This window comes from Acetobacter thailandicus (assembly GCF_011516655.1).
Lineage (GTDB): Bacteria > Pseudomonadota > Alphaproteobacteria > Acetobacterales > Acetobacteraceae > Acetobacter > Acetobacter thailandicus.
The window spans coordinates 190,727-214,280 of sequence record NZ_WOSV01000002.1; the positions used below are offsets into that span (position 1 = coordinate 190,727).

The 23,554-nt window shown below is 49.2% G+C and carries 21 protein-coding genes and 1 tRNA gene; 12 read left to right on the forward strand and 10 right to left on the reverse strand.

Annotated elements, in window-relative coordinates:
- Nucleotides 1–2: 2 nt before the first annotated feature.
- The 3 genes from GOB58_RS03535 to efp form a co-directional block, all read right to left on the reverse strand.
- Nucleotides 3–1,028, reverse strand: a complete 1,026-nt coding sequence (locus tag GOB58_RS03535) for a bifunctional alpha/beta hydrolase/OsmC family protein (RefSeq protein ID WP_173559371.1) — start codon at nucleotides 1,026–1,028, stop codon at nucleotides 3–5.
- Between the two features lie 161 nt (nucleotides 1,029–1,189).
- On the reverse strand, nucleotides 1,190–1,999 hold the full coding sequence (locus GOB58_RS03540; protein ID WP_086554888.1) for an inositol monophosphatase family protein: 810 nt from the start codon (nucleotides 1,997–1,999) through the stop codon (nucleotides 1,190–1,192).
- A 62-nt stretch (nucleotides 2,000–2,061) separates the two neighbouring features.
- Nucleotides 2,062–2,628, reverse strand: coding sequence for an elongation factor P (gene efp, locus GOB58_RS03545; protein ID WP_086554887.1), 567 nt, complete (start codon nucleotides 2,626–2,628; stop codon nucleotides 2,062–2,064).
- A gap of 169 nt (nucleotides 2,629–2,797) precedes the next feature.
- Here efp and GOB58_RS03550 point away from each other — a divergent pair.
- Nucleotides 2,798–2,887: transfer RNA gene (locus tag GOB58_RS03550), tRNA-Ser, on the forward strand.
- A gap of 269 nt (nucleotides 2,888–3,156) precedes the next feature.
- Here GOB58_RS03550 and GOB58_RS13265 read toward each other — a convergent pair.
- On the reverse strand, nucleotides 3,157–6,036 hold the full coding sequence (locus tag GOB58_RS13265; protein ID WP_338421271.1) for a Hint domain-containing protein: 2,880 nt from the start codon (nucleotides 6,034–6,036) through the stop codon (nucleotides 3,157–3,159).
- Between GOB58_RS13265 and GOB58_RS03560 the strand changes: the two genes are divergently transcribed.
- Nucleotides 5,921–6,717, forward strand: a protein-coding gene (locus GOB58_RS03560) for an IS5 family transposase (protein ID WP_198911773.1) whose coding sequence is annotated in 2 segments (ribosomal slippage) — nucleotides 5,921–6,260 and nucleotides 6,260–6,717 — 798 coding nt in all. Because the reading frame shifts where the segments join, the coding sequence is not laid out codon by codon here. The two genes, GOB58_RS13265 and GOB58_RS03560, sit on opposite strands and share 116 nt — an antisense overlap.
- Here the strand turns inward: GOB58_RS03560 and GOB58_RS03565 are convergent.
- A complete protein-coding gene (locus GOB58_RS03565) occupies nucleotides 6,714–7,232 on the reverse strand; it encodes a hypothetical protein (protein WP_086554634.1) in 519 nt (172 codons plus the stop codon). The two genes, GOB58_RS03560 and GOB58_RS03565, sit on opposite strands and share 4 nt — an antisense overlap.
- A 488-nt stretch (nucleotides 7,233–7,720) precedes the next feature.
- On the opposite strand from GOB58_RS03565, the gene GOB58_RS03570 reads away from it, so the two are divergent.
- A complete protein-coding gene (locus GOB58_RS03570) occupies nucleotides 7,721–8,227 on the forward strand; it encodes a hypothetical protein (protein ID WP_173559373.1) in 507 nt (168 codons plus the stop codon).
- A gap of 84 nt (nucleotides 8,228–8,311) precedes the next feature.
- On the opposite strand, the gene GOB58_RS03575 is transcribed toward GOB58_RS03570, so the two are convergent.
- Nucleotides 8,312–8,461 carry a hypothetical protein gene (locus GOB58_RS03575; RefSeq protein ID WP_173559374.1) on the reverse strand — a complete coding sequence of 50 codons (150 nt, stop codon included), beginning with the start codon at nucleotides 8,459–8,461 and terminating at the stop codon, nucleotides 8,312–8,314.
- A 231-nt stretch (nucleotides 8,462–8,692) separates the two neighbouring features.
- Here GOB58_RS03575 and GOB58_RS03580 point away from each other — a divergent pair, with 231 nt between their 5' ends.
- Both GOB58_RS03580 and GOB58_RS03585 read left to right on the forward strand, forming a co-directional pair.
- Nucleotides 8,693–9,121, forward strand: a complete 429-nt coding sequence (locus GOB58_RS03580) for a DUF2946 family protein (RefSeq protein WP_086554632.1) — start codon at nucleotides 8,693–8,695, stop codon at nucleotides 9,119–9,121.
- 102 nt (nucleotides 9,122–9,223) lie between these two features.
- Nucleotides 9,224–11,410: a TonB-dependent receptor gene (locus tag GOB58_RS03585; RefSeq protein ID WP_173559520.1), complete on the forward strand. Its 2,187-nt coding sequence runs from the start codon at nucleotides 9,224–9,226 to the stop codon at nucleotides 11,408–11,410.
- A gap of 110 nt (nucleotides 11,411–11,520) precedes the next feature.
- Here GOB58_RS03585 and GOB58_RS03590 read toward each other — a convergent pair whose 3' ends face one another.
- Entirely contained in the window at nucleotides 11,521–11,934 is a 414-nt protein-coding gene (locus tag GOB58_RS03590) for an acyl-CoA thioesterase (RefSeq protein WP_086554631.1), read from the reverse strand.
- A gap of 227 nt (nucleotides 11,935–12,161) precedes the next feature.
- Between GOB58_RS03590 and GOB58_RS03595 the strand changes: the two genes are divergently transcribed.
- A complete protein-coding gene (locus GOB58_RS03595) occupies nucleotides 12,162–15,116 on the forward strand; it encodes an ATP-dependent DNA helicase (RefSeq protein ID WP_173559375.1) in 2,955 nt (984 codons plus the stop codon).
- A 93-nt stretch (nucleotides 15,117–15,209) separates the two neighbouring features.
- Here GOB58_RS03595 and GOB58_RS03600 read toward each other — a convergent pair whose 3' ends face one another.
- A complete protein-coding gene (locus GOB58_RS03600) occupies nucleotides 15,210–15,413 on the reverse strand; it encodes a cold-shock protein (protein ID WP_086554629.1) in 204 nt (67 codons plus the stop codon).
- A gap of 410 nt (nucleotides 15,414–15,823) precedes the next feature.
- Between GOB58_RS03600 and groES the strand changes: the two genes are divergently transcribed.
- Together groES and groL are read left to right on the forward strand one after the other, a co-directional pair.
- Nucleotides 15,824–16,114, forward strand: a complete 291-nt coding sequence (gene groES, locus GOB58_RS03605; protein ID WP_086554628.1) for a co-chaperone GroES — start codon at nucleotides 15,824–15,826, stop codon at nucleotides 16,112–16,114.
- Nucleotides 16,115–16,171: 57 nt separating this feature from the next.
- Nucleotides 16,172–17,821 (forward strand): chaperonin GroEL, encoded by a 1,650-nt coding sequence (gene groL / locus GOB58_RS03610; protein WP_086554627.1) that lies wholly within the window; start codon nucleotides 16,172–16,174, stop codon nucleotides 17,819–17,821.
- Between the two features lie 113 nt (nucleotides 17,822–17,934).
- On the opposite strand, the gene cysE is transcribed toward groL, so the two are convergent.
- Both cysE and GOB58_RS03620 read right to left on the reverse strand, forming a co-directional pair.
- Nucleotides 17,935–18,696: a serine O-acetyltransferase gene (gene cysE / locus GOB58_RS03615; protein ID WP_086554646.1), complete on the reverse strand. Its 762-nt coding sequence runs from the start codon at nucleotides 18,694–18,696 to the stop codon at nucleotides 17,935–17,937.
- A 135-nt stretch (nucleotides 18,697–18,831) separates the two neighbouring features.
- The gene (locus GOB58_RS03620) at nucleotides 18,832–20,067 is read right to left on the reverse strand and encodes a UbiH/UbiF/VisC/COQ6 family ubiquinone biosynthesis hydroxylase (protein WP_173559376.1); all 1,236 of its coding nucleotides are present in this window, start codon (nucleotides 20,065–20,067) and stop codon (nucleotides 18,832–18,834) included.
- A 224-nt stretch (nucleotides 20,068–20,291) separates the two neighbouring features.
- Between GOB58_RS03620 and GOB58_RS03625 the strand changes: the two genes are divergently transcribed.
- From GOB58_RS03625 to GOB58_RS03640, 4 genes are all read left to right on the forward strand, one after another.
- Nucleotides 20,292–20,630 (forward strand): P-II family nitrogen regulator, encoded by a 339-nt coding sequence (locus GOB58_RS03625; RefSeq protein WP_086554625.1) that lies wholly within the window; start codon nucleotides 20,292–20,294, stop codon nucleotides 20,628–20,630.
- A 43-nt stretch (nucleotides 20,631–20,673) separates the two neighbouring features.
- A complete protein-coding gene (locus tag GOB58_RS03630; RefSeq protein ID WP_173559377.1) occupies nucleotides 20,674–21,021 on the forward strand; it encodes a DUF3147 family protein in 348 nt (115 codons plus the stop codon).
- A gap of 139 nt (nucleotides 21,022–21,160) precedes the next feature.
- A complete protein-coding gene (locus GOB58_RS03635; protein WP_086554623.1) occupies nucleotides 21,161–21,970 on the forward strand; it encodes a glycosyltransferase family 2 protein in 810 nt (269 codons plus the stop codon).
- Between the two features lie 20 nt (nucleotides 21,971–21,990).
- Nucleotides 21,991–23,400, forward strand: a complete 1,410-nt coding sequence (locus tag GOB58_RS03640; protein WP_173559378.1) for an O-fucosyltransferase family protein — start codon at nucleotides 21,991–21,993, stop codon at nucleotides 23,398–23,400.
- Nucleotides 23,401–23,554: the final 154 nt, after the last annotated feature.

Genomic DNA, 23,554 nt, shown 5'->3' on the forward strand with positions numbered 1-23,554 from the left:
GCTTACTCTTTAAGACGCGTAACAATCTCTGCGCCGTTCGCCAGCGTTTTATGCACCGGGCAGAGATCTGCAATGTCGATAAATCTTGCACGCTGCGCATCGTCGAGTTCACCCTCAAGGGCAATGGTACGCTCAAAAATATGCCCTGAACCATCGGGCTTCTTTTTACAGGCGACAAAAGCTGATGCACGATAAAGATTATGCTCTTTCTGCGTGGCATACATACGTAGTGTCATCACAGTGCAGGCAGCCAGACCCGCTGCAAGGAAATCATAAGGTGCCGGGCCTGTATCATTACCTCCAAAGGACAGGGGCTCATCTGCCAGAAAATAGTGCTTACCGCTTTGCATCTCCAGCTGAAATGCACCCATGCCCGTTTCAGCAGCACTTACACCTGGCACCCCGGCCTCAGCTGGCAGAGCTGCCGCCTCAGGCAGATAACGCTGCCCCCACACTGACATGATGCCTGCAACATAATCGACGTCAGCATGATCTGAAAATCTGTAATCAACATTATCAAGGGCAATAAAACTTCTGGCCTGCGTTGAATCCTGAGTAACTGAGGCAACACCATCAGCATCAGGTTCATCCAAAATCAAAACTGGCTGAGGCACCTCTTTTAAATGTGTCAGTATATCCTGGCGCAGAGCATGATCTGTATCAACAGGCAGATAAAGCAGAGAAACGGCCTTAATAACCTCATCACTGATGGCAGCTGCGTCGATCACTGTACCGACTGCCAGGCTATGCCCGGCGAGCATGAAGGGCTGCATACCCATTTCGGTCATTGCGGTCACAGCACGTAAAATATCTTCTGTTTTTTCTATAACGGCAGCACTCAGGCACACAACACCTACCCCTGCACGCACAAAACTTCGTGCAATACCAGAGATAACCTGGCCCTGTTTTTCTGTATCAAAACAATGTACGAAAATAATATAACCACGCACATCTGAGTGTGGCCGCTCAAGACTGGCGGCAAGCATTTCTCCCGATGAGCCCTGAAATTTAAAAACCTGCTTTAACATTATTATTTCCCTCACATAAAAATAAGAATTGTTTTTCTAATATTCACAACTCTGGTCTGTTTTTCTTATTAGGGAAAGAGGGTTAAGCCTGAAAAATTGCATAAAAAAAGGCGCCCCCGATGACGGAAGCGCCTTTTTAAATAAAACGGTAACCGACGTTATCAGGCGTCTGTCAGGCTTTCAGCCACGATTTCACGCAGTTTACCATAAATATTACCATTACCGGCAACAATGAAGATATCATCTGGCAGATCATCAATATCTTCACCTGCCGGATTGGTCGCCTGACCACCAGCCTCACGCACGATAAGAATACCGGCAGCACAGTCCCATGGTTTAAGACCAAACTCCCAGAAACCTTCATAACGCCCGGCCGCAACCCATGCGAGGTCAAGAGCAGCAGCACCAAAACGACGGATACCTGCAACGCGTGGCATCAGGTTACCCATCACCTTAGCGAAAGGTAAACGCCGTGAGGCAGGCACTTTTGCAAACGGAATACCGGTAGCAAAAAGTGATTCTGACATTTCCCGACGCGCTGACACACGAATACGACGCTCATTGAGAAACGCACCTGAGCCTTTTTCTGCATGGAACATTTCACCGGAAGCAGGGTTGTAAACAAGGCCTGCTGCCAGCTCGATTTTACCATTTGGCAGACGACGCTGAAGGCCAATAGAAATAGCCCAGTGAGGAATGCCATGCAGAAAGTTGGTTGTGCCATCGAGCGGGTCAACCACCCAGCGCCAGGTCCAGTTATCTGTCCCTGAGCTGCCTGATTCTTCCATCAGAAAAGCATAACCAGGCCGTGCCCGGTCGAGCTCTTCACGCAGAATTTGTTCTGCACGAAGATCTGCCTGTGAAACAAAGTCACCAGGCCCTTTGATGCTGACCTGAAGCTGTTCGACTTCGTTAAAATCGCGCAGAAGACGCCTGGCTGCTTTCTGGGCGGCTGCCTGCATCACCGTCATAATGGGGGAAAGTCGAAGAGCCACTCTGCTGTGTCCTGCCTAAAAGAAAGAAATATCCGAAGTTAGTTTTTAGCGCGCTCAACGTAAGTCGCGTCTTCTGTTCTGACCACGATACGCTCACCAGCTTCGATAAACGGCGGCACCATGGTCTTTACACCATTTGACAGCTTAGCCGGTTTATAAGACGAGCTGGCTGTCTGACCTTTAACAACCGGATCAGCTTCAACCACCTCGAGAGTAACCTGAGGAGGAAGATCAACACCAACCGGGTCACCTTCAACCAGATGCAGGTTAATAGTCATATTATCCTGCAGGAACGGTGCCTGATCGCCCAGAAGGTCAACAGAAATAATAAGCTGCTCGAAAGACTCGGGGTCCATCAGCACGAGAGAGTCGCCGTCTGTGTAGGAATAGAGATACTCTCTGTCCTCGGTCATCAGACGCTCAACGCTGTCAGCTGTACGCCAGCGCTCGTTCGTTTTATTGCCGGTTTTAAGGTCGCGCATTTCAACCTGAATGAATGCACCACCCTTACCTGGGGTAATAATCTGCTGTTTCAGTACCGTCCAGCGACGGCCGTCATGCTCAATGACCTGTCCGGCCCGGATCAGGTTTGCCTGCTGTTTCATAACACGTCCCTGAGTGGATCAATGTGAGTTAGAGTTTGGGGTTCTACAACTCTGACAACGCCAGAGCAACCCGAAGAACACTTAAAGACGATATAAATGCAATTTTCTTGCATCAGGTGACTAGACAGACGGGTAAAGTCGTGATTATAAGACGGCCAAGGCGAAAGCAGGAAGGGTGGCCGAGTGGTTGAAGGCTCCAGTCTTGAAAACTGGCGTACGGGCAACCGTACCGTGGGTTCGAATCCCACCCCTTCCGCCATATTTTTAAAAAGTGAAATGTAACGCCTGCTATGCACCCGTTACATTATGCCTCCTTAAATATTAAGCCGATAATTAATCCACCCTGATTCCGCCTCTTTGTATTATCAGATCATATTCATATTAAGATTCTGCCATATTCAGCTTCTAAAGCAAAAGATCTGCTTACGAAAAATAGTTTCGCACGCAGCATCAATCCTAACCGCTTAACGTAGCAGCACTGCATTACCCAAAAGCAAAGCCCCCTTATAAAAGGGGGCTTCTTTATTTTTAACCACGCATAATGTTTCGTATCTCTTTTCTCTCAATATAATATTTATGAGATGATAAAATATCTATTTTTACAATCTTCATTTTTCCACTAACACCTGACGGCAGATCAATTGCAGCGAGCCCCGTTGTCCAGCGTCCATCACCCCCTTCATATACTGACCATCCCGACAGCTCTTTATCTTCAAGATGCTCATTAACAATCAAAATTTCATTATCATTCAGAACTTCTATATCGCCAACCCTAACCCCGAGTTCGCGCCGGTCATCAACAAATGGCCCAATTGTATCAGCCGGTCGTGAAGCCAGAGACGACAGATACACCCGGGAAACCTCATTCCTTATTGTAAAGAAGACATGCACACCGTCCTTTTTAAAAGGGTAAGTCATTGCACGCGTAACCGGATCATAAAGATATAAATCGGGATTAAGCGTTGTCTCCGTCTCTGCCTGCACTTGCCTGGCGTGACAATTATTCAGAATTTTTCTGAATACAGGCTCAACAAGCTCACGATGCGTAGCCAGAGGCGCAGCTGCATCTTCCAGCCAGCTTTTAGGTCTTTCAAAATACCCCTGAACAACGCCGGCGTCGCTCCCTCCCGGATTACTGAAAGAATTTTTATTACCCGTATTCAGATAACTCTCTGTCAGCGCACCATTCGCATCAATAACAGCATGCTGCTCTGTTTCAATGTGATAATAGTCATACTGATTTATTTCCAGATCATAATAAATATTCACACCATTAACAAGCATACGAACCGGTATAAAATTCCCGTCAATAAAGAGACTATGCTCTGGTGTAACCAGAAGATCTTTAAAAGGCACACCTTCTGCCAGGGCATCTTTTTTAATACAAACAGGATATCCGGCGAGGTCAGGATATTTTTGTGCAATTCTTACATTATGGTGTTTCCTGCCAACCCATTTTACGGTCTCCTCAGCAAAATTTCCATCTGCCTGCCGAACCATTATTTTATCGCCAGCTTTAATTTCCTCAACTTTTACATAACCAGAGACCATCTGAATGAGCGTTCCAGCCAGGAAACAAATCTCCAGGTCGATATAACCATTATCAAGCTCAAGCAATGTATATCCCGTTGAACCAATACCTGGAATATTCAACGTAAATGTTGTGTCACCCACCTGCAGTGAAATGGTATTATTGCTAGTCAGTGTAGCTTTAGTGCTTGTAAATGGCCCTTTAAAAATAATGTGGTCATAACCCGTACCCCACCCGGAAAATGTCTGAGAAACCGTCGACTTACCATCAACAACATCGTCACTCAGAACAACGTAAGAAGGATGCTCCTCACTCCCCGAGAACGTAATCGTACCTGTTCCGTTGTTACCAGCCAGTTCAAGCGTACCATCCTGCCCAATATTAGCAGTGCCCACCATGGTTGCGCCGCTACTAAGCCCTACAGTTCCACCGGAAATTGTTGTCGTACCAACGGTCCCGCCGGAGGATACATAAGTCGTACCCCCATAGTTAGAGAGAGTATTTACAACCGTCGAAGGACCACTAAGAGTTGCTATACCGCCACCACTTACAATCAGAGCCCCGCTGGTCATTCTGCCATAGGCACCAAGAAACAAGGATCCTCCCGAAGCAACCGTCCCAGAACTCAGGAGGTTGGAACCACCAGCAGAACCTGTCGCACTCAAAACTGCACCAGAACCAATAAAGGTATTGCTCACAAAATTATTTCCGGCACCGGCAGAAACCAGCTCATTGGCTACATTAACACCGGAAATAGTATTTCCACTACCAATAGTGAATGTCCCACCAGAACCTGTAAAACCACTACTATATATAGTATTTCCGTTACCAATACCAATAACACTATTATTGGTACTAACCCCATAAATACTATTATTATTTCCGTAAGTGACATCAGAATCATCAAGGTCAGTGCTATAATAAAATGTATTATTATCCGCCACGGCTCCGCTTACTATATCCACAAGCCTTAAGTCATTATTATAAACGGTATTCTGAGAGCCAAAGCTCAGCGTGCCACCTGAAATAGTTACGCCATTTGAAAAGCTATTCTGATTTCCTATGGTTGTCTGTTCAGGATCTGTTATTATAAGACCGCCGTTATCAACGCCCGGGTTGGTAATAGTATTATTATTTCCGATATAAACTGACGTTGCACCGGAAACAGTCATTCCGGAACTGATTGTGTTATTTGATATTACATTAACGTGCTGTGATCCATTACCACTTATAACCAGACCGCCGCTAATAGTGTTACCACCATTGCTGCCATCCATATCAAAGTCAGCATTTGAAACCACAACACCACCACTAATAGTGTTGTATTTATAAACACTTACAGTATTTGATCCATCACCGTAAACAAAAAGACCTGACTGAATTGTGTTGCCGCCAGCAACTTTAGCACCCCCATCTATGTTTACATTTCCACTATAAACCCTAACTCCACTAAGTATAGTATTAAAATTACCTATATCAATATAATTACTTCCATTGCCTGAAAATACGATCCCATTAACAATTGTATTTCCACCATTCAGGCCGGTAGCAGAATCATATCCTGACATAACCAGATTGACATCAGAAGTAATAATAGCACCAGAAATTGTGTTATCAAAACCTACATCAAGAGTATTTTCACCGGTCCCGTTAAAAACTATTCCACCACTAATAGTATTACCATTACCAGAGCCATTAATGGCAATACCTGCGTTTTCGCTAGGGCCTGTTAGATCTTGAAACTCTTCCCATATTGTAGAGATGGAAGAAGGAGACGGAACAGGCACTTTCACTGATGAGACATGGGCGATCTGGGAACCTCTGATTGAGGCGGTTCGCCCACGAGGCAAGACGCCGCCCCATGATCTGCGGCGCACGATTGCAGCGATTTTCTGGCGTCATGAGAATGGCGCGAAATGGCGCAGCATCCCTGCGGAACTGGGGCCATGGTGGCGGGCAGCCCAGCTTTTCATCCGCTGGGCGAAGCTCGGCGTGTGGGAACGCCTGCTCACACTGGTTCAGGAGCAACACGGAGTGGCGCTCGGAATGACTTTTCTGGATGGCACAAACATCAGGGCTCACCACAAGGCGGCAGGAGCCCAAAAAAAGGAGCCTCTTTCGAAGAGCGAGACCATCGTGAAGCACTTGGCCGCTCTCGCGGCGGCTATGGCACAAAAGTCTGCGTGATTGCTGATGGACACGGACAAGCCATCAGTTTTGCACTGGCTCCCGGACAGGCCCATGAACTGCCACTGGCGCCAGCCATGCTCAATAGTCTTCCCGCCATTCCCCTGTGGGTGGTGGCGGACAAGAGCTATGCATCGGATGCCTTCCGTGAGCATATCTGGGACATGGGAGCCCGACCGGCCATTCCCACGAAACGGCGCGATGCGCCTGTTTCCTGCCCCAAATGGGCCTATCGGTGCCGACATCTTGTGGAAAATCTCTGGGCTCGCCTCAAGGAGTGGCGCGCTGTCGCCACCAGATACGAAAAAACAGCAGCGTCATTCCTTGCCGTCATCCATATCGCAGCAACAGCAGACTGGATTAAGTTCTAACAGGCCCTAGCGCTTATTCCTTTCCTTATAGTGTTACCCAGACCAATATCAAGAACACCACTACCCGTTACAAGCAAAGGCCCATTAGATGGAGCAGAGTTATCAGTAATATCATCTAACTGATCAACTGTAACACTCTCATAAATATTAAGCGTACCGCCACTGACCTGGACATCATTTAACCATGAACCTGTAAACGCAGCTGAACCGCTATTAACGGTTAAACCAAAAATACGAGCCTGACTTGTTCCGCTGACAACACCATCATCCAGCGTTACATCTTTCGAAACCGAGTCATCTAAAAGATTAAGCTCTCCGCCACTGACACTCACACCATCAATAGCCGCTGTGAAGTCCGTATCATTACTATACGAATCTAGGGCACTTACAGTTGCACCAGATTCGATAACAGAACTCTGAAGAGAACCTCCATCCTGTATTATATAAGTGCTGCCACTCGTTACATTGATATTAGCACTTGTTTGCCCTGAACTGATATTAATAGTGGTAGACATAGCGTCTTCCTAATTTAGTTTGATTAATGTTAACTTAACCCTTTAAATATATTAAGATTTTAATAAACAAAACTTAATTTATATTAAAAAATTTTAATATATTAAACCCGAAGTAGCATAAAACATTAAATGTTTGTTAATTGTTTGTAAAAAATCGACAAAAAAATATCGCAATCTTTATTAAATAAAAATAAAAATAAAAATATTTACATGATTATAATAATAAAATTAAATATTGAAAAATAATTTAAATTATATTGTTTTATATTTATTTTTTATTTTTACTCTTCTTTTAAAAATGAATATTTACACAAATTAACTGGAATAAAATATGAATCAATTTTACTCTTCAACCCGACATCATGTTACATCTAACACACGTCAGTAGCAGCACAATGAATGACCGCAAAGCTTAGGCACTCCCTCGCCTTAGCTCTTATTTTAATATACGCTTAATTCAATCTTAATGAGGCCTCGGGGAGAGCAAAGTGAAACGTTTTTTCATTCTGGCTACAGCGCTAGCTTTAAGTGCATGTGCGAGCTCTAAGCCCGTCAATAAATGGGCGCCCTGTGGCCTGACTGAGCAGCAGGGATTCTATCTTGAATCACATGGGTTAATGAACCCCATTGAAGCTCAGGACTGGATTGTTGCCGGTGTATCCAGCCCCGAACAGATTATTGCATGGCGTGCAACGGGTCTGTCATCTCTGATGGCAAGCAAATTTATACAGGCCGGCATTACCACACCTGAAGCTGCACGTTCATGGCTTTATGCTCTTAATGCTAATCAGTCTCCCGCCACCCTAAGTGTGGCAACCATCAAAACATATAAAACTGCCGCAGATACCGGAACCGTCACCCCTGCGAATATTGGCAGTGTCATTCACTCACTCAATATAGACAGAAACAATACACGTAAGGTGCTTGCCATTGCTAAAAGCGTCAACCAGCAGGGTTTAAGCCCGGCTAAGGCGGCAGAGCAGCTAAAACTCTAAAATACAAAAACTATATATGACCATAAACTGCACAATAGTTTGTGGTCATACTATCCGCTCCCGACAGAGCAAGAAAAAATTCTATTATGTAAACCACCAGCTGGTCACCACAGCTGCTAAGGCCACACCGAGAAGAAGACACACAGGAAGCATCAGGACAGACATTAAAGACTCTCCTTCTTCCGTCATAGCCAGGTCAACGTCATCTTCATCGAAATCTGTCTGGTCTTCCATGCAACTCAATCTATGCCATAGCTTAAAAGTAAGCGAGTCAATTATATCACTCTGCGTATAATACGATGTGCAGGCCCATACTGCACAAGGCAGAACAGTCATAAACAACCGTAAAAAATATTAACCGCCACGCCATTCGCAAAACGCAGAAGACGTGCGTCTTACTGACATTGTCAGCCTTACTCTCTTGTTTTAAAGCAGAGCATTACACACAACAGAGTATCTTTTATAATGTACCAGAAGCGCGTCAGTAACAGATGGGGAGTTCAGCTTGCGCTGCGACTGCTTATCTTTCTGACGCTTACAGGTACAGTCGCACAGGTTCTGCTTCAGGGCTTTACTCTCCCTGATGAAATGCCCCGCGCGGCTATCGAGCGCCTGACCGGCATTGATATTAACCCGCAGCACCAGACTGACTGCACCATAATGCCGATGATGCACATGCATCATCATCACGGGCATCATCACGGCCCGTCGCACGAAAGCTGTATCCTCTGCCCGCTTCTGGTCATGACAGCGCTTATTCTGACAAGCCTGCCGGCCCTGCCTGGTTGCTCTGCCGAACGATACAGGCAGGAGCATCAGTCTTATCAGGCCAGAGCACCTCCCCCTGCTCCGCGCACGTTACCACCGTCGCGCGCTCCCCCCTTATCCTTCTGAACTGACCACACCGCCTCTTTTCCTGCGCTCAAAGGGTTGCTGCCGGCTGCCCTGCACACCCTGAACGAAGTGAAAAAGGCCGCGTATTTTTTTCTGTTCAGGATGATACCAATGCTTTTCACCGCAAAGCCCTGCGGCTGCGGTCGTATACGATCACACTATGCTGCATTTACATGCCTTCTGCTGGCAACGACGCCTTATACCTGCCTGACGGCAGCGTACGCAGACACACTGACACCTGTCGTCAGCACAATGACACATCCTGTGTCTCCCGCACCGGGGCAGCCCGCACCTAAAGCCGAAACGATTATCGTTAACGGCATACGCCATAGCGCCATTACCAGCCCCGACACAGCTAATCTGCTCAAAAACAGCATGGGGTACAGCAGCTACTCTGCCGGGGGTGTCTCTTCCCTGCCGGTTCTGAACGGTATGGCAGATGACCGGGTCAACACCCTGGTTGACGGCATGAACATTCCCCCTGCCTGCCCCAACCACATGAACCCGGCCATGTCGTATGTCGACCCTGACAGCGTTTCAGAAGCCGTTGCTATTGCCGGCATTACACCTGTCAGTCTTGGCGGCGACAGTACCGGCGGTACTATTCAGATCAGGCGCAAGGACCCGCTTTTTGCAAAAGCAGGTAAAATTCTTGTCACTGGTCATGTTCGTGCTGACTATAAAAGCAACGGTGCCGGGTCAGGTGTTTCCGGCAGCATTACCGCTGCTAACGACACGATAAGCCTGCGCTATACCGGGTCATATGCCCACGCCACCAATTACCGTGCCGGGGGCGGCACTCTTGTACGCTCAACCAGTTATCTCAGTTACAACCATGCCGTAACGCTTGGGATTCAGAAAAAGAATCACCTGCTTGCTATCACTTTCGGGCAGCAGGACATTCCCTACGAAGGTTTTCCTAACCAGTATATGGATATGACCAACAACCGCTCCACGTATGTTGATGGTAAGTATAAAGGTGACTTTAACTGGGGCACCCTTGAAGTGCAGGGATACTGGCAGCGTGTTTCACATGTCATGAACATGCTGGGCGACAAAGGTGGCCACTCGGCAACAACCGGCATGCCCATGAACACTGATTCACGCACAGCCGCCTATAACATTCTTGCCACGATACCACTCAGCACCAGCCACACCCTAAAAGCCGGTAGCTCTTTTAACCATAACGGGCTGAATGACTGGTGGCCACCACTACAGGGCAGCATGATGATGGGGCCGAATACCTATAAAAACATCAACAATGGCCATCGTGATCATCTGGGGCACTTTGTCGAATGGAATGCCCGGTGGACCTCTCGTTTTTCTACGCAGCTTGGCGTGCGCAATGATATTATCATGATGAACACCGGCCAGGTGACCCCCTACTCATGGAGCGGCATGATGTCAGCCGCTGATGCTGCTGCAGCCCGTAATTTTAACGCCGCACGCCGGGGACGCACTGATGTCAACTTTGACGTAACCGCCACCGGAAAATGGCTGATTACTGACAGTCTTTCACTTGAGGGCGGATACGCCCGCAAAACCCGCTCACCTAACCTGTATGAACGCTATGCATGGGGCCGTGGCAGTATGGCTACACGTATGATAGGCTGGTTCGGTGATGGCAACGGCTATGTCGGCAACCTTAATCTCAAACCAGAAATTGCCAACACCATCAGTGCGACGCTCGACTGGCATGACCCTTCTTCTCAGAAGTGGAATATCAGCGTTCAGCCCTTTTATACCTACACGCATAACTATATTAATGTGATACGCCTCTCTTCAGCGACCGCATCACCGGCAACACTTCAGTTCGTTAACCACAACGCCCGCAGCTATGGTATCAATGCCAGCGGACACCTGAATTTGTGGGATACAAACAAATATGGCAGAGCTGACCTGAAAACAAACCTTAACTGGGTCAGAGGCCAGGATCTGGTTACCCACTCAGGGCTTTACCATCAGATGCCGGTTAACGGCTCCGTTCGCCTGACAGAAACTTATGGCAACTGGTCAGGGCGTATGGACCTCACACTTGTCAAAAGCAAAACAACCGTTGACTGGCTGCGCAATGAACCGCGCACACCAGGCTATGCCCTGCTTGGGATAGGCAGCAGCTACCGATGGAAAATGTTTACCATTGACGGCAGTATCGACAATATTATGGACCAGAAATATTACCTGCCACTGGGTGGCGTTGATACAGGTGTTTATAAACAGACCGGATCTTTCGTCCCGCTTCTGGGGTTTGGCCGCTCCTTCAACCTCAGCCTGACAGCATCATTTTAAAACTTCAGCCGTAAGATCAGCGGGGCTGGATAAAGCAAAGAACAAAGGAAGACACGCGATACACCCGGTGATGACAGTGCCTTATCAGGCACTGTCACGATACCCGCTGATTACACCTGCTCAGGCACAGGCGTTGGTTTATTGTTTTCATCTACAGCAACAAAAACAAAACGCCCTTTTGTAACAAGCCGCAACCCGGGGTCACGGCGCGGGCGCGCCCATGCTTCAATATTGATTGTCAGCGACGTGCGACCAATCTTTCCGATCGATGTATAAACTGTCAACTCATCACCAACAGCAACGGGTGCATGAAAAGAAACCGCATCCATCGCTATTGTTACAGTTTTGGCACGGGCACGCTGCGTAGCAACAGACCCTGCAGCAAGATCCATCTGCGAGATAATCCACCCACCAAAAATATCACCGGCGGGGTTTGTATTTTCGGGCATAGCAATCACACGAATAGTGACATCCCCTACCGGAGCAGTCTGCACCTGCTCCGCACCTTCTGCTACATGGCTCATATGTGTGCTGTAACCTTCCCCTTTTTATGTCTGATTTTGTACTTTGTTCGTAAAAATCATGACACATGCGTCTAAAACTTATCTGCTCCGAACAGCTGCCCTGACCTGCTCAGCCGTTAAAAACGTGTCCGGCACTGTGCCGAAATTACATGTGCCGGTAAAGTCAACATTACGACAGTGAACAAGGCTGGCTCTTACGAAGCTTGTTGCGTATGAAGGGTAAGATCATGCCCAGCTCATTCCCCTCTGCCCGATATGCACCTGCCCTTATGGTTCGCCAGCACCTCTTCTCTTTACTCACAGAAGATGGCGAACTTCTGACGCTTTCAGCCTCAGAAGCATGCAGGCATTTGCGCACGATGACACCCCCTCTGGTTGTCAATGCACCCGACACACTCTCTGAGCTGGGCCTGCGCACGTCTGAGCAACCTTTTCCATGCTTCGACCTGCTTGAACTCTACACCTTTGTCTATCCGGCCCGGCCCGTCGTACCAACGCCACGCGGACTGGCTATTGCCCTGGGTCATGAGCCTGATGATATCCCATCCGAAGAGGCAGACCTGTTACATACTCTGCTCTCTCAGATACTCGCCGACCTTGAAACGCTGAGCAACGGCCCGCAGGCAGAGTTTCTCAACGCTCTGACAATACGCCTTGGGCAGGCAGAGTGGCCATGGGCCAGCACAGTTGCAGAGTGCATCAGACTAAACAGCAGGCTTACGTCATCAGGAAAACTGCCTGATGACGCCATGCAGCCAGCTGATGCGCTGCGTATCTGGCATAAACTTCCCAAATGGGAAGAAGCAGCCCCCCGCCCCCCTGCCTCAGCTTACCCGATCACGGCGGCTGAAGCCCGCACACGCCTTGCTGCCCTTCTGGGAGAAACAGCAGAAAACCGTGCCGGCCAGGCTGACTTCTCCAGTGTGTCAACCATTGCTTTTACACCAGCAACACATGCCGCAAGCCCCTCGATTGTGCTGGCGGAGGCCGGTACAGGCACAGGTAAAACTCTGGGCTACCTTGCACCGGCCAGCCTGTGGACCGAACGTAATGACGGCACGGTGTGGATCAGCACCTACACACGCCACCTGCAACGTCAGATAGAGCAGGAAACGAAACGGATTTTCCCTGATGAAGCCACCCGCCGCCGCCATGTTGTGCTGCGGAAAGGACGTGAAAATTATATGTGTCTTCTGAATATGGAAGATCTCGTCAACAGCGCCGCTTCCCGCCCGGCACGCCTGACTGTCGCACTGGCTATGCTGGCCCGCTGGGCCATGACCTCAGCCGATGGTGATCTGACAGGTGGCGACCTGCCCGGCTGGTTTGGCTCAGTCTTCGGGCATAATATTACATCAGCCGTCGCAGACCGGCGTGGTGAATGCATCCACGGGGCATGCGCGCACTACCAGCGCTGTTTCGTTGAACACACCATCCGACGCGCACGTGAAGCCGACCTGGTTATTGCTAATCATGCTCTCGTTATGGCGCAGGTTGCCTATGCCCGCCATGACGGGGACGCAACCGAAGAAACTCCGCAGGAAGAGACGATCCCCTCCCATTATATTTTTGACGAAGGCCACCACCTTTCAGATGCCGCTGATGGCGCTTTTTCAGCCGAGCTTTCAGGGCTTGAAGCAGCTGAATTACGACGCTGGCTGCTTGGTGCAGAGGGCAACCGCTCTCGTGCCCGCGGGCTGAAGCGCCGCCTTGATGACCTCGTATCCGGCCACAAAAAACTTGAAGCACAGCTGGATTCCGCTCTTATGGCAGCCCATGCCCTGCCTGCACCAGGCTGGTCCGTTCGCCTTAATGAATCAGAAACAACGCAGGAAAAGACAGACACGCCTGAGGAGGCGGACACCACACCACCAGCCCCGAAACTTGAAAACCCTACTGAAGTTTTTTTACGCCTTATTCGCCAGCAGGTCATGGCACGCAACCAGACAGACCAGAGTTACGGCACAATAGAATGTGACCTGCACCCGCCCCTGCCTGAACTGACGCATGCAAGCCATACACTGGCCCAGGCCTATATGCAGCTTGCTCAGCCTTTGCGGGCATTAGCCAGTGCTCTGAACTTCCGCCTGCAGGACGAAGCTGATACGCTCGACAGCACAACACGCGGACGTATTGAAGCCATGGTGCGCTCACTCCAGCGCCGTGCGATCACCCGCGTGGAAGCATGGATATCCATGCTTGAAACCTTTGACCAGCCAGCCAGAGAACCTGGCACTATGCCTGAGCATGTTCATTTTCTGCGCCTGACCCGACGGGGCAAGCAGCACCTGATTGAGCAGGATGTCGGTCTGCACCGTCACTGGCTTGACCCCACTATTCCATTCGCGGGCATTATGGCATTACCCGCTCAGGGTCTGCTGATTACCTCAGCTACTCTGCGTGATCGTTCAGAAAGTGCCGACCCGCCAGCGCCCTCGACGCCCGCACAGGCAGAGTTTGATACTGAGGAAGCTGAACGCTCATGGGCTGCGGCTGAAGCGCTGACCGGAGTCTGCCATTTTCCTGCCCCGGCAGTACGGGCCAGTCTGAGCAGCCCTTTTGATTATGCCAGCCAGACCCGCACCTTCATTATTAACGATTTGGACCACAATAATCTGCATGATCTTTCCGCTGCTTTCAGAACATTATTCACAGCGTCTGGCGGCGGCGGACTGGGTCTGTTTACCGCCATTTCACGCCTGAGAGGTGTGCACTCTCATATTGCCACCCCCCTCAGAGAACAAAATATCCCCCTTTATGCACAGCACGTTAACGCATTGGATAATGCAACACTGATTGATATTTTTCGTACTGAGGAAAATGCCTGCCTGCTGGGTACGGATGCCATGCGAGACGGCGTTGATGTACCAGGCCGGGCCTTAAGGCTTGTCGTATTTGAGCGTGTTCCCTGGCCGAGACCGGACATTCTGCACAGAGAACGCCGTGTGCATCTGTCAGGTGGTGACCCCAAGGGATATGACGACAGCATTGCCCGTATGAAACTGCGTCAGGCTTTTGGCCGTCTTATTCGCAGTCAGTCAGACCGCGGTGTATTTGTATTGCTGGACCGACGCACACCCTCACGTCTTCTTTCTGCTTTTCCGCATGGTGTCAGCCCTGAACGCAGGGGGCTGGCGAAAGCCGCTGAAGAAATCAGAAGCTTTCTACTCCCGAAAGATTAAAAACCTTCCGTCTGAAATTCAGCTCTTCTCTACAGAGAGTCATGCTTCCTGATTAAAGGTCACATGCACCCGCAGAGAAAATTATATTCAGACTCAGAGTGTTTTAAGGTTTGTAGCAGCTTCTTTACCACGCTCTGTAACCAGGTCGTAAGAAACTTTCTGATTTTCATCCAGGCCGCGCAGGCCAGCAGCCTGAACAGCTGTGATGTGCACGAACACGTCTTTACCGCCTTCTTCTGGGGCAATAAAACCAAAGCCTTTAGTGGCATTAAACCATTTAACTGTTCCGGTAGGCATCTGCAGGTAACTCTCTTATAGTCTTCTCCCTGCCGGACAAACCGCATGGCCGGCTGCAGGATTGTTTATTCCGGCCATGAAGCTCTGCAAATGTCAATAAAAATACCACCCTGCCTCAGGGCGGAAATGGCAGAAATGGCGTTTACCCGCTGATTATATTGAGGAAATAAAGTTTGTAACGGCAGCAGATATCGCTTCAGATATGAACGCTCAGATAACAAAACAAAAAATCAGAAAGTTTTTTTCTCCCTTCCTTGACTTGTCTGAGAGGCAGACCTATCTCCTGATTTGGCACTCCCGGGGTGGGAGTGCTAACGTAACGCGGCGTGTGTTACGCGCGGTAAACGCAGATGGTATAGCTTCCTGATAAGGATACCATCGCACAGATAAGAAACGTGGAGAGATCCATAATGACGAAATTTCGTCCTTTGCATGACCGTGTGGTCGTGCGTCGTCTCGAAAGCGAAGAAAAGACTGTTGGCGGCATCATCATTCCTGACACGGCTAAAGAAAAGCCTATGGAAGGTAAAGTTGTCGCTGCTGGTCCTGGCGCCCGCAATGAGCAGGGTCAGATCGTAGCGCTTGATGTTAAGGCTGGCGACACCATCCTGTTCGGCAAATGGTCCGGCACAGAAGTGAAGATCGACGGTGAAGACCTGCTGATCATGAAAGAAAGCGACATTCTGGGTATTATTTCCTGAGTGACGTGTCTGTGAGACGCTTTTCAATATTCAACCGATCCTCACTGGAGAAATTCTATGGCTGCTAAGGACGTAAAATTCGGTGCTGATGCACGCCAGCGTATGCTGCGTGGCGTTGACATCCTGGCTGACGCTGTAAAAGTTACACTCGGCCCAAAAGGTCGTAACGTAGTGCTCGACAAGAGCTTTGGCGCACCACGCATCACAAAAGACGGCGTGTCTGTTGCTAAAGAAATCGAACTGGCTGACAAGTTCGAAAACATGGGCGCTCAGATGCTGCGTGAAGTTGCATCTAAAACCAACGATGTTGCTGGTGACGGCACCACAACAGCCACCGTTCTGGCTCAGGCTATCGTTCGTGAAGGCCACAAAGCTGTTGCAGCTGGCATGAACCCGATGGATCTGAAACGCGGCATCGATAAAGCTGTTGCATCAGTTATCGAAGAGCTGAAGAAAAACGCAAAGAAAATCACCACACCGGCTGAAACAGCTCAGGTTGGCACGATCTCTGCAAACGGCGAAAGCGAAATCGGTAAAATGATTTCAGAAGCCATGCAGAAAGTCGGCTCTGAAGGTGTTATCACCGTTGAGGAAGCTAAACACTTCCAGACCGAGCTGGACGTTGTTGAAGGCATGCAGTTCGACCGCGGCTACATCTCTCCTTATTTCGTGACAAACACGGAAAAGATGACAGCCGACCTCGAAAACCCCTTCATCCTGATCCACGAGAAGAAACTCTCTTCTCTGCAGCCAATGCTGCCACTGCTGGAATCAGTTGTTCAGTCTGGCCGTCCGCTGCTCATCATCGCTGAAGATGTTGACGGTGAAGCTCTTGCTACCCTCGTCGTTAACAAACTGCGTGGTGGCCTGAAAATTGCTGCGGTTAAAGCTCCTGGCTTTGGTGACCGTCGCAAAGCTATGCTCGAAGATATCGCTATTCTGACCGGTGGTCAGGTTATCAGCGAAGATCTGGGCATCAAGCTGGAAACCGTTACTCTGCCAATGCTTGGCACAGCGAAAAAAGTACGCATCGACAAAGAAAACACAACCATTGTCGATGGTGCAGGTAAAGCTGACGACATTAAAGGTCGTTGCAAGCAGATCCGCGCTCAGATCGAAGAAACAACCTCTGACTACGACCGCGAAAAACTGCAGGAACGTCTGGCTAAACTGGCTGGTGGTGTTGCCGTTATCCGCGTTGGTGGTTCAACAGAGATCGAAGTTAAAGAGCGCAAAGACCGCGTTGACGATGCTCTGCACGCAACCCGTGCAGCTGTTGAAGAAGGCATCGTTCCTGGCGGTGGTACGGCTCTGGCACGTGCAACTCTGGCTCTGGCCAAACTGCACTACCACAACGAAGACCAGCGCGTTGGTGGCGAGATCATCCGCAAAGCTCTGCAGGCTCCTCTGCGCCAGATCGCTCATAACGCTGGTGAAGATGGTGCAGTCATTGCCAACAAAGTCCTTGAAAACACGGACTATGCATTTGGTTTTGATGCTCAGGCAGGTGAATACAAAAACCTGGTTGAAGCCGGCATTATCGACCCTGCTAAAGTTGTGCGCACAGCCCTTCAGGACGCAGCATCTGTTGCTGGCCTGCTGATCACAACCGAAGCTATGGTTGCTGAACGCCCTGAGAAAAAAGCAGCTCCTGCTGGTGGCCCGGACATGGGCGGCATGGGCGGCATGGGCGGTATGGATTTCTGATACCACTGTCGTCTTTCCTTCGGAGTGCTTCCGCATTCCGAAGGGGGATACAAAAAGGGCGTGCCGCTTTCATCAGTGGCACGCCCTTTTTTACATCCTCTGTGAAATACAGATCAGATAATATAGTCAACCGGCGGAAGAATCTGGTCCATTGTCAATGCAGGCATGCCTGAATGACGTGTACCGACCTTGCGGGCCGGGTTACCAACAACCGTAGTAAATGCGGGTACATTTTCGAGAACAATAGAACCCGCCCCCACCTTGGCGCCTTCACCCAGCTGAATATTACCAAGCACCTTTGCCCCGGCACCAATCAGCACACCCCGGCAAACCTTGGGGTGTCTGTCACCACTATGCTTACCCGTACCGCCAAGAGTTACCCCCTGTAAAATCGATACATCATCTTCAATAATACAGGTCTCACCCACCACAATACCGGTACCATGATCAAAGAGAATACGCTGACCGAGACGGGCCGCCGGGTGAATATCAACTGCAAATAATTCAGAAGCCCGGCTTTGCAGATGCAAAGCAAGGTGCCGCCGTCCTGCCCGCCAGAGCCAGTTCGCCACACGGTAGCTCTGCACCGCGTGATACCCCTTAAAAAACAAAAAAGGGGTCACAAAATCAGGGCATGCAGGGTCACGCTCACGAATAGCAACAAGATCAGCGGCTGAGGCGTACACTATCGAGGGATCAGCCCGGTAAGCCTCAGCCACAAGCTCTGATAATGCCGAAACTGCAACAGAGTGATCGCCAAGTTTACGACCCATAAGAGCTGCCAGAGCTGAAGCAAAATCAGCATGGTTGCGCACGCCGGTTGCCAGGAGGCCTTTGACCAGAGGGTCATAACACTCACAGGCCTGCATCGTCATATTCTGCCACAAAACATTCAGCCATGAGGCTGCGTTCTCAGCCTCAGCAAAATAACCTGAGAGAACCTGAGACGGCTGATTACGTGTCACTCACAGCTCCTTTCCGGGCAGCAGCAATAAAAAAATCGGTTTATCCTACACGCCCATCGCGTGACGTACAAACGCGCGGCGCAAAGCAGGAATACGATTAACGCCCGCCAGCCCGAGATCTCTTGTCAGACGCAGAAGAGGGTTATTATTGCTAAACAGCCTGTCAAGCACATCAGTAGCCGCCAGCATCATCATATTTGCAGGGCGACAACGCGCCTGATAACGGGCAAGCAGTGCAGGAGAGCCATAATCTTCCCCTCTCTGATGTGCTTTTATCAAAATATCACTCAAAGCAATAACATCACGAAAACCAAGGTTAAGCCCCTGCCCCGCAATAGGATGAATACCATGGGCAGCATCACCAATCAGCAGCAGTCGTGTCGCGGTATAACGCTGTGCATATTGCGCTGAGAGCGGATATGTCCAGCGACGACCCACGGGGGTCACTTTACCCAGGCGTGAATTACCCATACGACGCTCAATTTCGCGGGCAAACTGATCATCCGGCAAAGCCGCAAAACGCTCAGCGACACCGTCTTTATCACTCCAGACGATTGCTGAAAGGTTAGGATACTCCTCCGTTCCGGCCATGGGCAGCTGCGCAAAAGGCCCGGCTGGCAAAAAATGCTCCAGGGCAGCATTATCATGCGGATATTCATGGGCAATGGCCGCGACAATTGCCGTCTGCTTATAAGCCAGACGTGTCAAAGGAATACCGGCCTCATTACGCAGCCGACTTTTACGGCCATCAGCAGCAACAACCAGAGAAGCCTTGAAGCTTCTGCCATCATGCAAACGAATAACCACTGTATCAGCCTGGCGTTCAACCTTCACTTCAGCGGGAGCCAGAACTGTAAGATTAGCCTGGTGATGCATGGCTTTATTGAGTGCCACACGCAGACCGCGGGCTTCTGCCATCCAGCCAAATGGCTGACTGGCATCCTGACGGGTGAACTCTACAAACAATGACGAGGCAGGCTCACCGGGGCGGCCATCTGTTACAAGAATCTCTTCAATAGGGCATGACTCAAGTGGCAGGTGTTCCCACACGCCGGCATCCTCCAGCAACTGCCGGGGACCGGCCGCAATGGCATAAGCCCGCCCGTCAAAATCAGGATGCTCCATAGGCTCAAGCGCCATGCGATCAACTATAGCTACTTTAATACCGGCTCTTGCCAGACGACAGGCCAGAGCCGCTCCGACCGGACCAGCTCCGACAACACACACATCAACATCAGTCAAAGATGGTGTGTCAGACGTGATTTCAGATGCAGCAGCCATAACTGTTTTTCCTCATATACCTGGCAGAGTATTCTGCTGCCCGCAGCACAAAGCACGAGCACAGTTTTCACTATCTAGACCATCCCTCTTCAGATGCCAAAGAAGAAGACTCGTCAACACCGGAAAATTCTGGCAGGATGTTTACAAACAGTTACATTCGTCACAATTATTCATTTTTTACAAAAAGATAAAACGGCACATAAAACTCAGGGAACCAGACTGCAATGAAACTTGTGACTGCAATTATCAAACCCTTCAAGCTCGATGATGTGCGTGAAGCGCTTGCTCCGCTGGGCATTCAGGGTCTTACCGTCTCAGAAGTCAAAGGGTTCGGACGCCAGAAAGGCCAGACCGAGATTTACCGCGGTGCAGAATATCGTATCAGCTTTCTGCCCAAAATTAAGATCGAGGTTGCTGTCTCTGATGCCATGGCAGACCAGGCTATCGAAGCGATCCTTGATGCGGCACACACAGGCAAAATTGGTGATGGCAAGATTTTTGTCAGTGAACTGACGCGTGTTATCCGTATCCGCACACGTGAAACCAACGACGAAGCACTATAATTTTTACTACTTATCGCACCAGAGAGGAAAAATAAGATCCCTGATGTTTTTTCTGATCAAGGTTATTCTCTCTGGGCTTATTGTTGCGATTGTCTCCGGCGTAGCAAAACGCTACCCGGCGTTCGGTGCGCTGATCGCCTCCCTTCCATTCATATCTATACTCGGTATGATATGGCTGTGGACGGAAACACATGATGCAGATGGTATGAAACAACATACCTACGCAACCTTCTGGTATATTCTGCCATCGCTGCCTATGTTTCTTTTTATTCCATGGCTGATGGAAAAAAAAGTTTCATTTTACCCTGCTCTTTTGAGCGGGTGCCTGCTTACTATTGTACTTTATGTCATTACCGCATGGGGCCTGAGCCTCATAAAACCCACACCCTAAACTACATACCATCTCTGTCATTACAGATAAAACAAACGCTATTCTGGTATACATAATTCATAACCAGAGTTGATAAACAATATTTCGGCTATTAACCCGGATATGTTAGACTTATTTTTTACGAGGTTCAGAGGATAAAATGGGTTTTCGCTCTGCTGCAATAACTATGGTTTACAATGAAAGTAAAATCCTGCCTGTATGGCTCGATTATTACGGCAGCAACCTTGGCTATGATAACCTTTATATTATTGACCACGGATCAGACGATGGATCCACGACCAGAATACCAGGAAATGTTATAAAAATACCCCGTGATGAGTTTGACGACGTTCAGCGAGCCGCTTTTATCACCCATCTCCACACAGCACTGCTAAAATCTTTTGACTGCGTTATTTATACAGACTGTGATGAGTTTCTCCTCCCACGCCCCGACCGCTATAACAGCCTTGCCTCTTACCTGAAATTACAGCCACACGGCAATAATATCAGAGCAGTCGGCATTGACGTTATGCCGGGCAACCTCTCACTTCCTCCTGTCGATTTCTCACGTGATATTCTTCCTCAGCGCCCTTACGGTTTCCTTACGCCATGGGAGTCAAAGCCGCTGGTCGCAAAAATTCCGACACAGTGGGAGCCAGGCTTTCATGAATGCAACCAGCACAGCCTGCTCGATGAAGACCTCTGGCTGTTTCATCTGAAATTGTGCGACATTGATTATGCTATGAAACGCTTACATGTGACGCGCTCAATGAAATGGAACCTCAGTCACAACCCCGACAGTGGCGCGCATCAGCGGCGCAGTGACCAGGAAATGCGAGATTTTTTTGATGCCGTAGTGCGGGGCCAGGAACCCGGCTATCTCAGTGACCTGCCTCTCACAGAGCTTCTGTCGCGAGGCAGCACAAGTAAATTACGTCGTATTCCAGATATGTTTTTACAATATTTATAAATTATTGAGAGGATTTACCTGTGGCCATCAGCTACCCAGCCATTAAAGCAGGCCTGACAAACCAGAAAATCGCAATTATTGGCCTTATTCATAAAGCATTACGCGACAAAAAATCTCTGACGCTGCCTTCTCTGACATCCTATTATCCTGAAACCCGCAAACATGATTTTTGCAGTTTTGAAAAAATCTATAAAGAAGCGACCCTGGAGCGTGCGCTGAGCGCTTTTGGCCTCTCATCTGTAGCTGAGCCAGAACCCGAGATGACAGACAGCGGACAGTGCTTTTTAGAAGGAGCCGATCGCTGGGCAGAAACAGCACTTAAGGGACAGGTCGAATGGCCTGACCTGACCTGTCAGATTATACGCCACCTGCAGCCGTCTGATCTGTTACTGGATTTTTGCAGGCTGCTGCTACAGAAAATCAAAGCAGAGGGCATTACTCATGCCATACAGCTTCGCGTAGAGAATGACTGGCAGTCTTATGCCGAGCATGTTCTGGCAAGTTTTGCTGCGCCGCACGAAGAATATAAGCCCACTTTTCTGGAAATTATTCAGAAAGCAAAGCGCACATGGGGAAATACATTTACAAAAGCTTATGTTCTTTCCGATGAAGGCGGTCTGCCAGCTGACAAAGAAACCATCCGCGCTGAAGTTTTAAAAGAACTTGGTGTGGAGCTCTTCTGGAAATCAGACTTTTTATCCCCGTCCATTCTGAGCTCGAACCTGATTTCTTCCATCATTGATTTTGAAATTGCTCTGGCACTGCCATTTTTTGCGGGAAACAGCCGGTCAACCTTCGCCTGTTTTGTCTCTTTTGAAAAATTCTGCCGCACAGGGCGTTACGCAAAAAACCACTATATTTACAATAATTCAGGCCCGCACCTCATGCTCCGTTATGACAACGGTGCTCTTATGGCCCCCGAACAGCTTAAGGATGCTCTTTTTGCCCGTCAGCCACTGCTGGAAGTCAGCCCTTACGACCGGGAGTGGGCACTGACACTCACAGCACATCTGGCACAAACGGGTGATTTTATCAGCCGCACACAATTTGTTATGGGCGTACCTTCCGGCCACCTGGTCATTGATGGCTCTTCTGATCCTTTGCGCTCAATCGAAGGTTTTCAGCTTGATGTAAACTCTCCCCTCCCCTCGCTTGAATACAGAGCCCGCAATAAAGAAGGACGCCATACCCCCTGGCAGCCAGCCGGGTCATTCTGCGGCAGCAGAGGGAAAAATGCCCCTCTGACCGGCTTTAGCTTTCGCATTAAGGGCCCCGCCAGCCTGACAACTGACTGTATATATGCTGCCCGCTTTAGCGAACATTCTGAAGTGATACATGCTAAGAATGGCGAGTGGTGCACCCTGGGGAATGATCATAACCTCACGGCTATCCACCTGCTTTTCCGTCCGCAAAAACCTTTCGGACGCTGAGCGACTCTTCACCTGAATGCTGATCAGGTGCGGTTGTTTTTGTAGTTTTGCGACTTTAATACCATTTTTTAAAAATTTATTACCCAGGACTACGATACGATACAGAAACATCTTGCAGGAGGCAGAAACCTTAAGGCATACACTTAGAAAGCAA

Excerpts from the sequence above, each read along its gene's own strand:
- GOB58_RS03600 (WP_086554629.1), bottom strand. The coding sequence starts at position 15,413 with ATGCCTACCGGAACAGTTAAATGGTTTAATGCCACTAAAGGCTTTGGT.
- GOB58_RS03585 (WP_173559520.1), top strand. The coding sequence starts at position 9,224 with ATGATACCAATGCTTTTCACCGCAAAGCCCTGCGGCTGCGGTCGTATA.
- GOB58_RS03580 (WP_086554632.1), top strand. The coding sequence starts at position 8,693 with ATGTACCAGAAGCGCGTCAGTAACAGATGGGGAGTTCAGCTTGCGCTG.
- groL (WP_086554627.1), top strand. The coding sequence starts at position 16,172 with ATGGCTGCTAAGGACGTAAAATTCGGTGCTGATGCACGCCAGCGTATG.
- efp (WP_086554887.1), bottom strand. The coding sequence starts at position 2,628 with ATGAAACAGCAGGCAAACCTGATCCGGGCCGGACAGGTCATTGAGCAT.
- groES (WP_086554628.1), top strand. The coding sequence starts at position 15,824 with ATGACGAAATTTCGTCCTTTGCATGACCGTGTGGTCGTGCGTCGTCTC.
- GOB58_RS03575 (WP_173559374.1), bottom strand. The coding sequence starts at position 8,461 with ATGGAAGACCAGACAGATTTCGATGAAGATGACGTTGACCTGGCTATG.
- GOB58_RS03630 (WP_173559377.1), top strand. The coding sequence starts at position 20,674 with ATGTTTTTTCTGATCAAGGTTATTCTCTCTGGGCTTATTGTTGCGATT.
- GOB58_RS03540 (WP_086554888.1), bottom strand. The coding sequence starts at position 1,999 with ATGACGGTGATGCAGGCAGCCGCCCAGAAAGCAGCCAGGCGTCTTCTG.
- GOB58_RS03595 (WP_173559375.1), top strand. The coding sequence starts at position 12,162 with ATGCCCAGCTCATTCCCCTCTGCCCGATATGCACCTGCCCTTATGGTT.
- GOB58_RS03535 (WP_173559371.1), bottom strand. The coding sequence starts at position 1,028 with ATGTTAAAGCAGGTTTTTAAATTTCAGGGCTCATCGGGAGAAATGCTT.
- GOB58_RS03590 (WP_086554631.1), bottom strand. The coding sequence starts at position 11,934 with ATGAGCCATGTAGCAGAAGGTGCGGAGCAGGTGCAGACTGCTCCGGTA.
- GOB58_RS03620 (WP_173559376.1), bottom strand. The coding sequence starts at position 20,067 with ATGGCTGCTGCATCTGAAATCACGTCTGACACACCATCTTTGACTGAT.
- GOB58_RS03565 (WP_086554634.1), bottom strand. The coding sequence starts at position 7,232 with ATGTCTACCACTATTAATATCAGTTCAGGGCAAACAAGTGCTAATATC.
- GOB58_RS03635 (WP_086554623.1), top strand. The coding sequence starts at position 21,161 with ATGGGTTTTCGCTCTGCTGCAATAACTATGGTTTACAATGAAAGTAAA.
- cysE (WP_086554646.1), bottom strand. The coding sequence starts at position 18,696 with ATGACGATGCAGGCCTGTGAGTGTTATGACCCTCTGGTCAAAGGCCTC.
- GOB58_RS03625 (WP_086554625.1), top strand. The coding sequence starts at position 20,292 with ATGAAACTTGTGACTGCAATTATCAAACCCTTCAAGCTCGATGATGTG.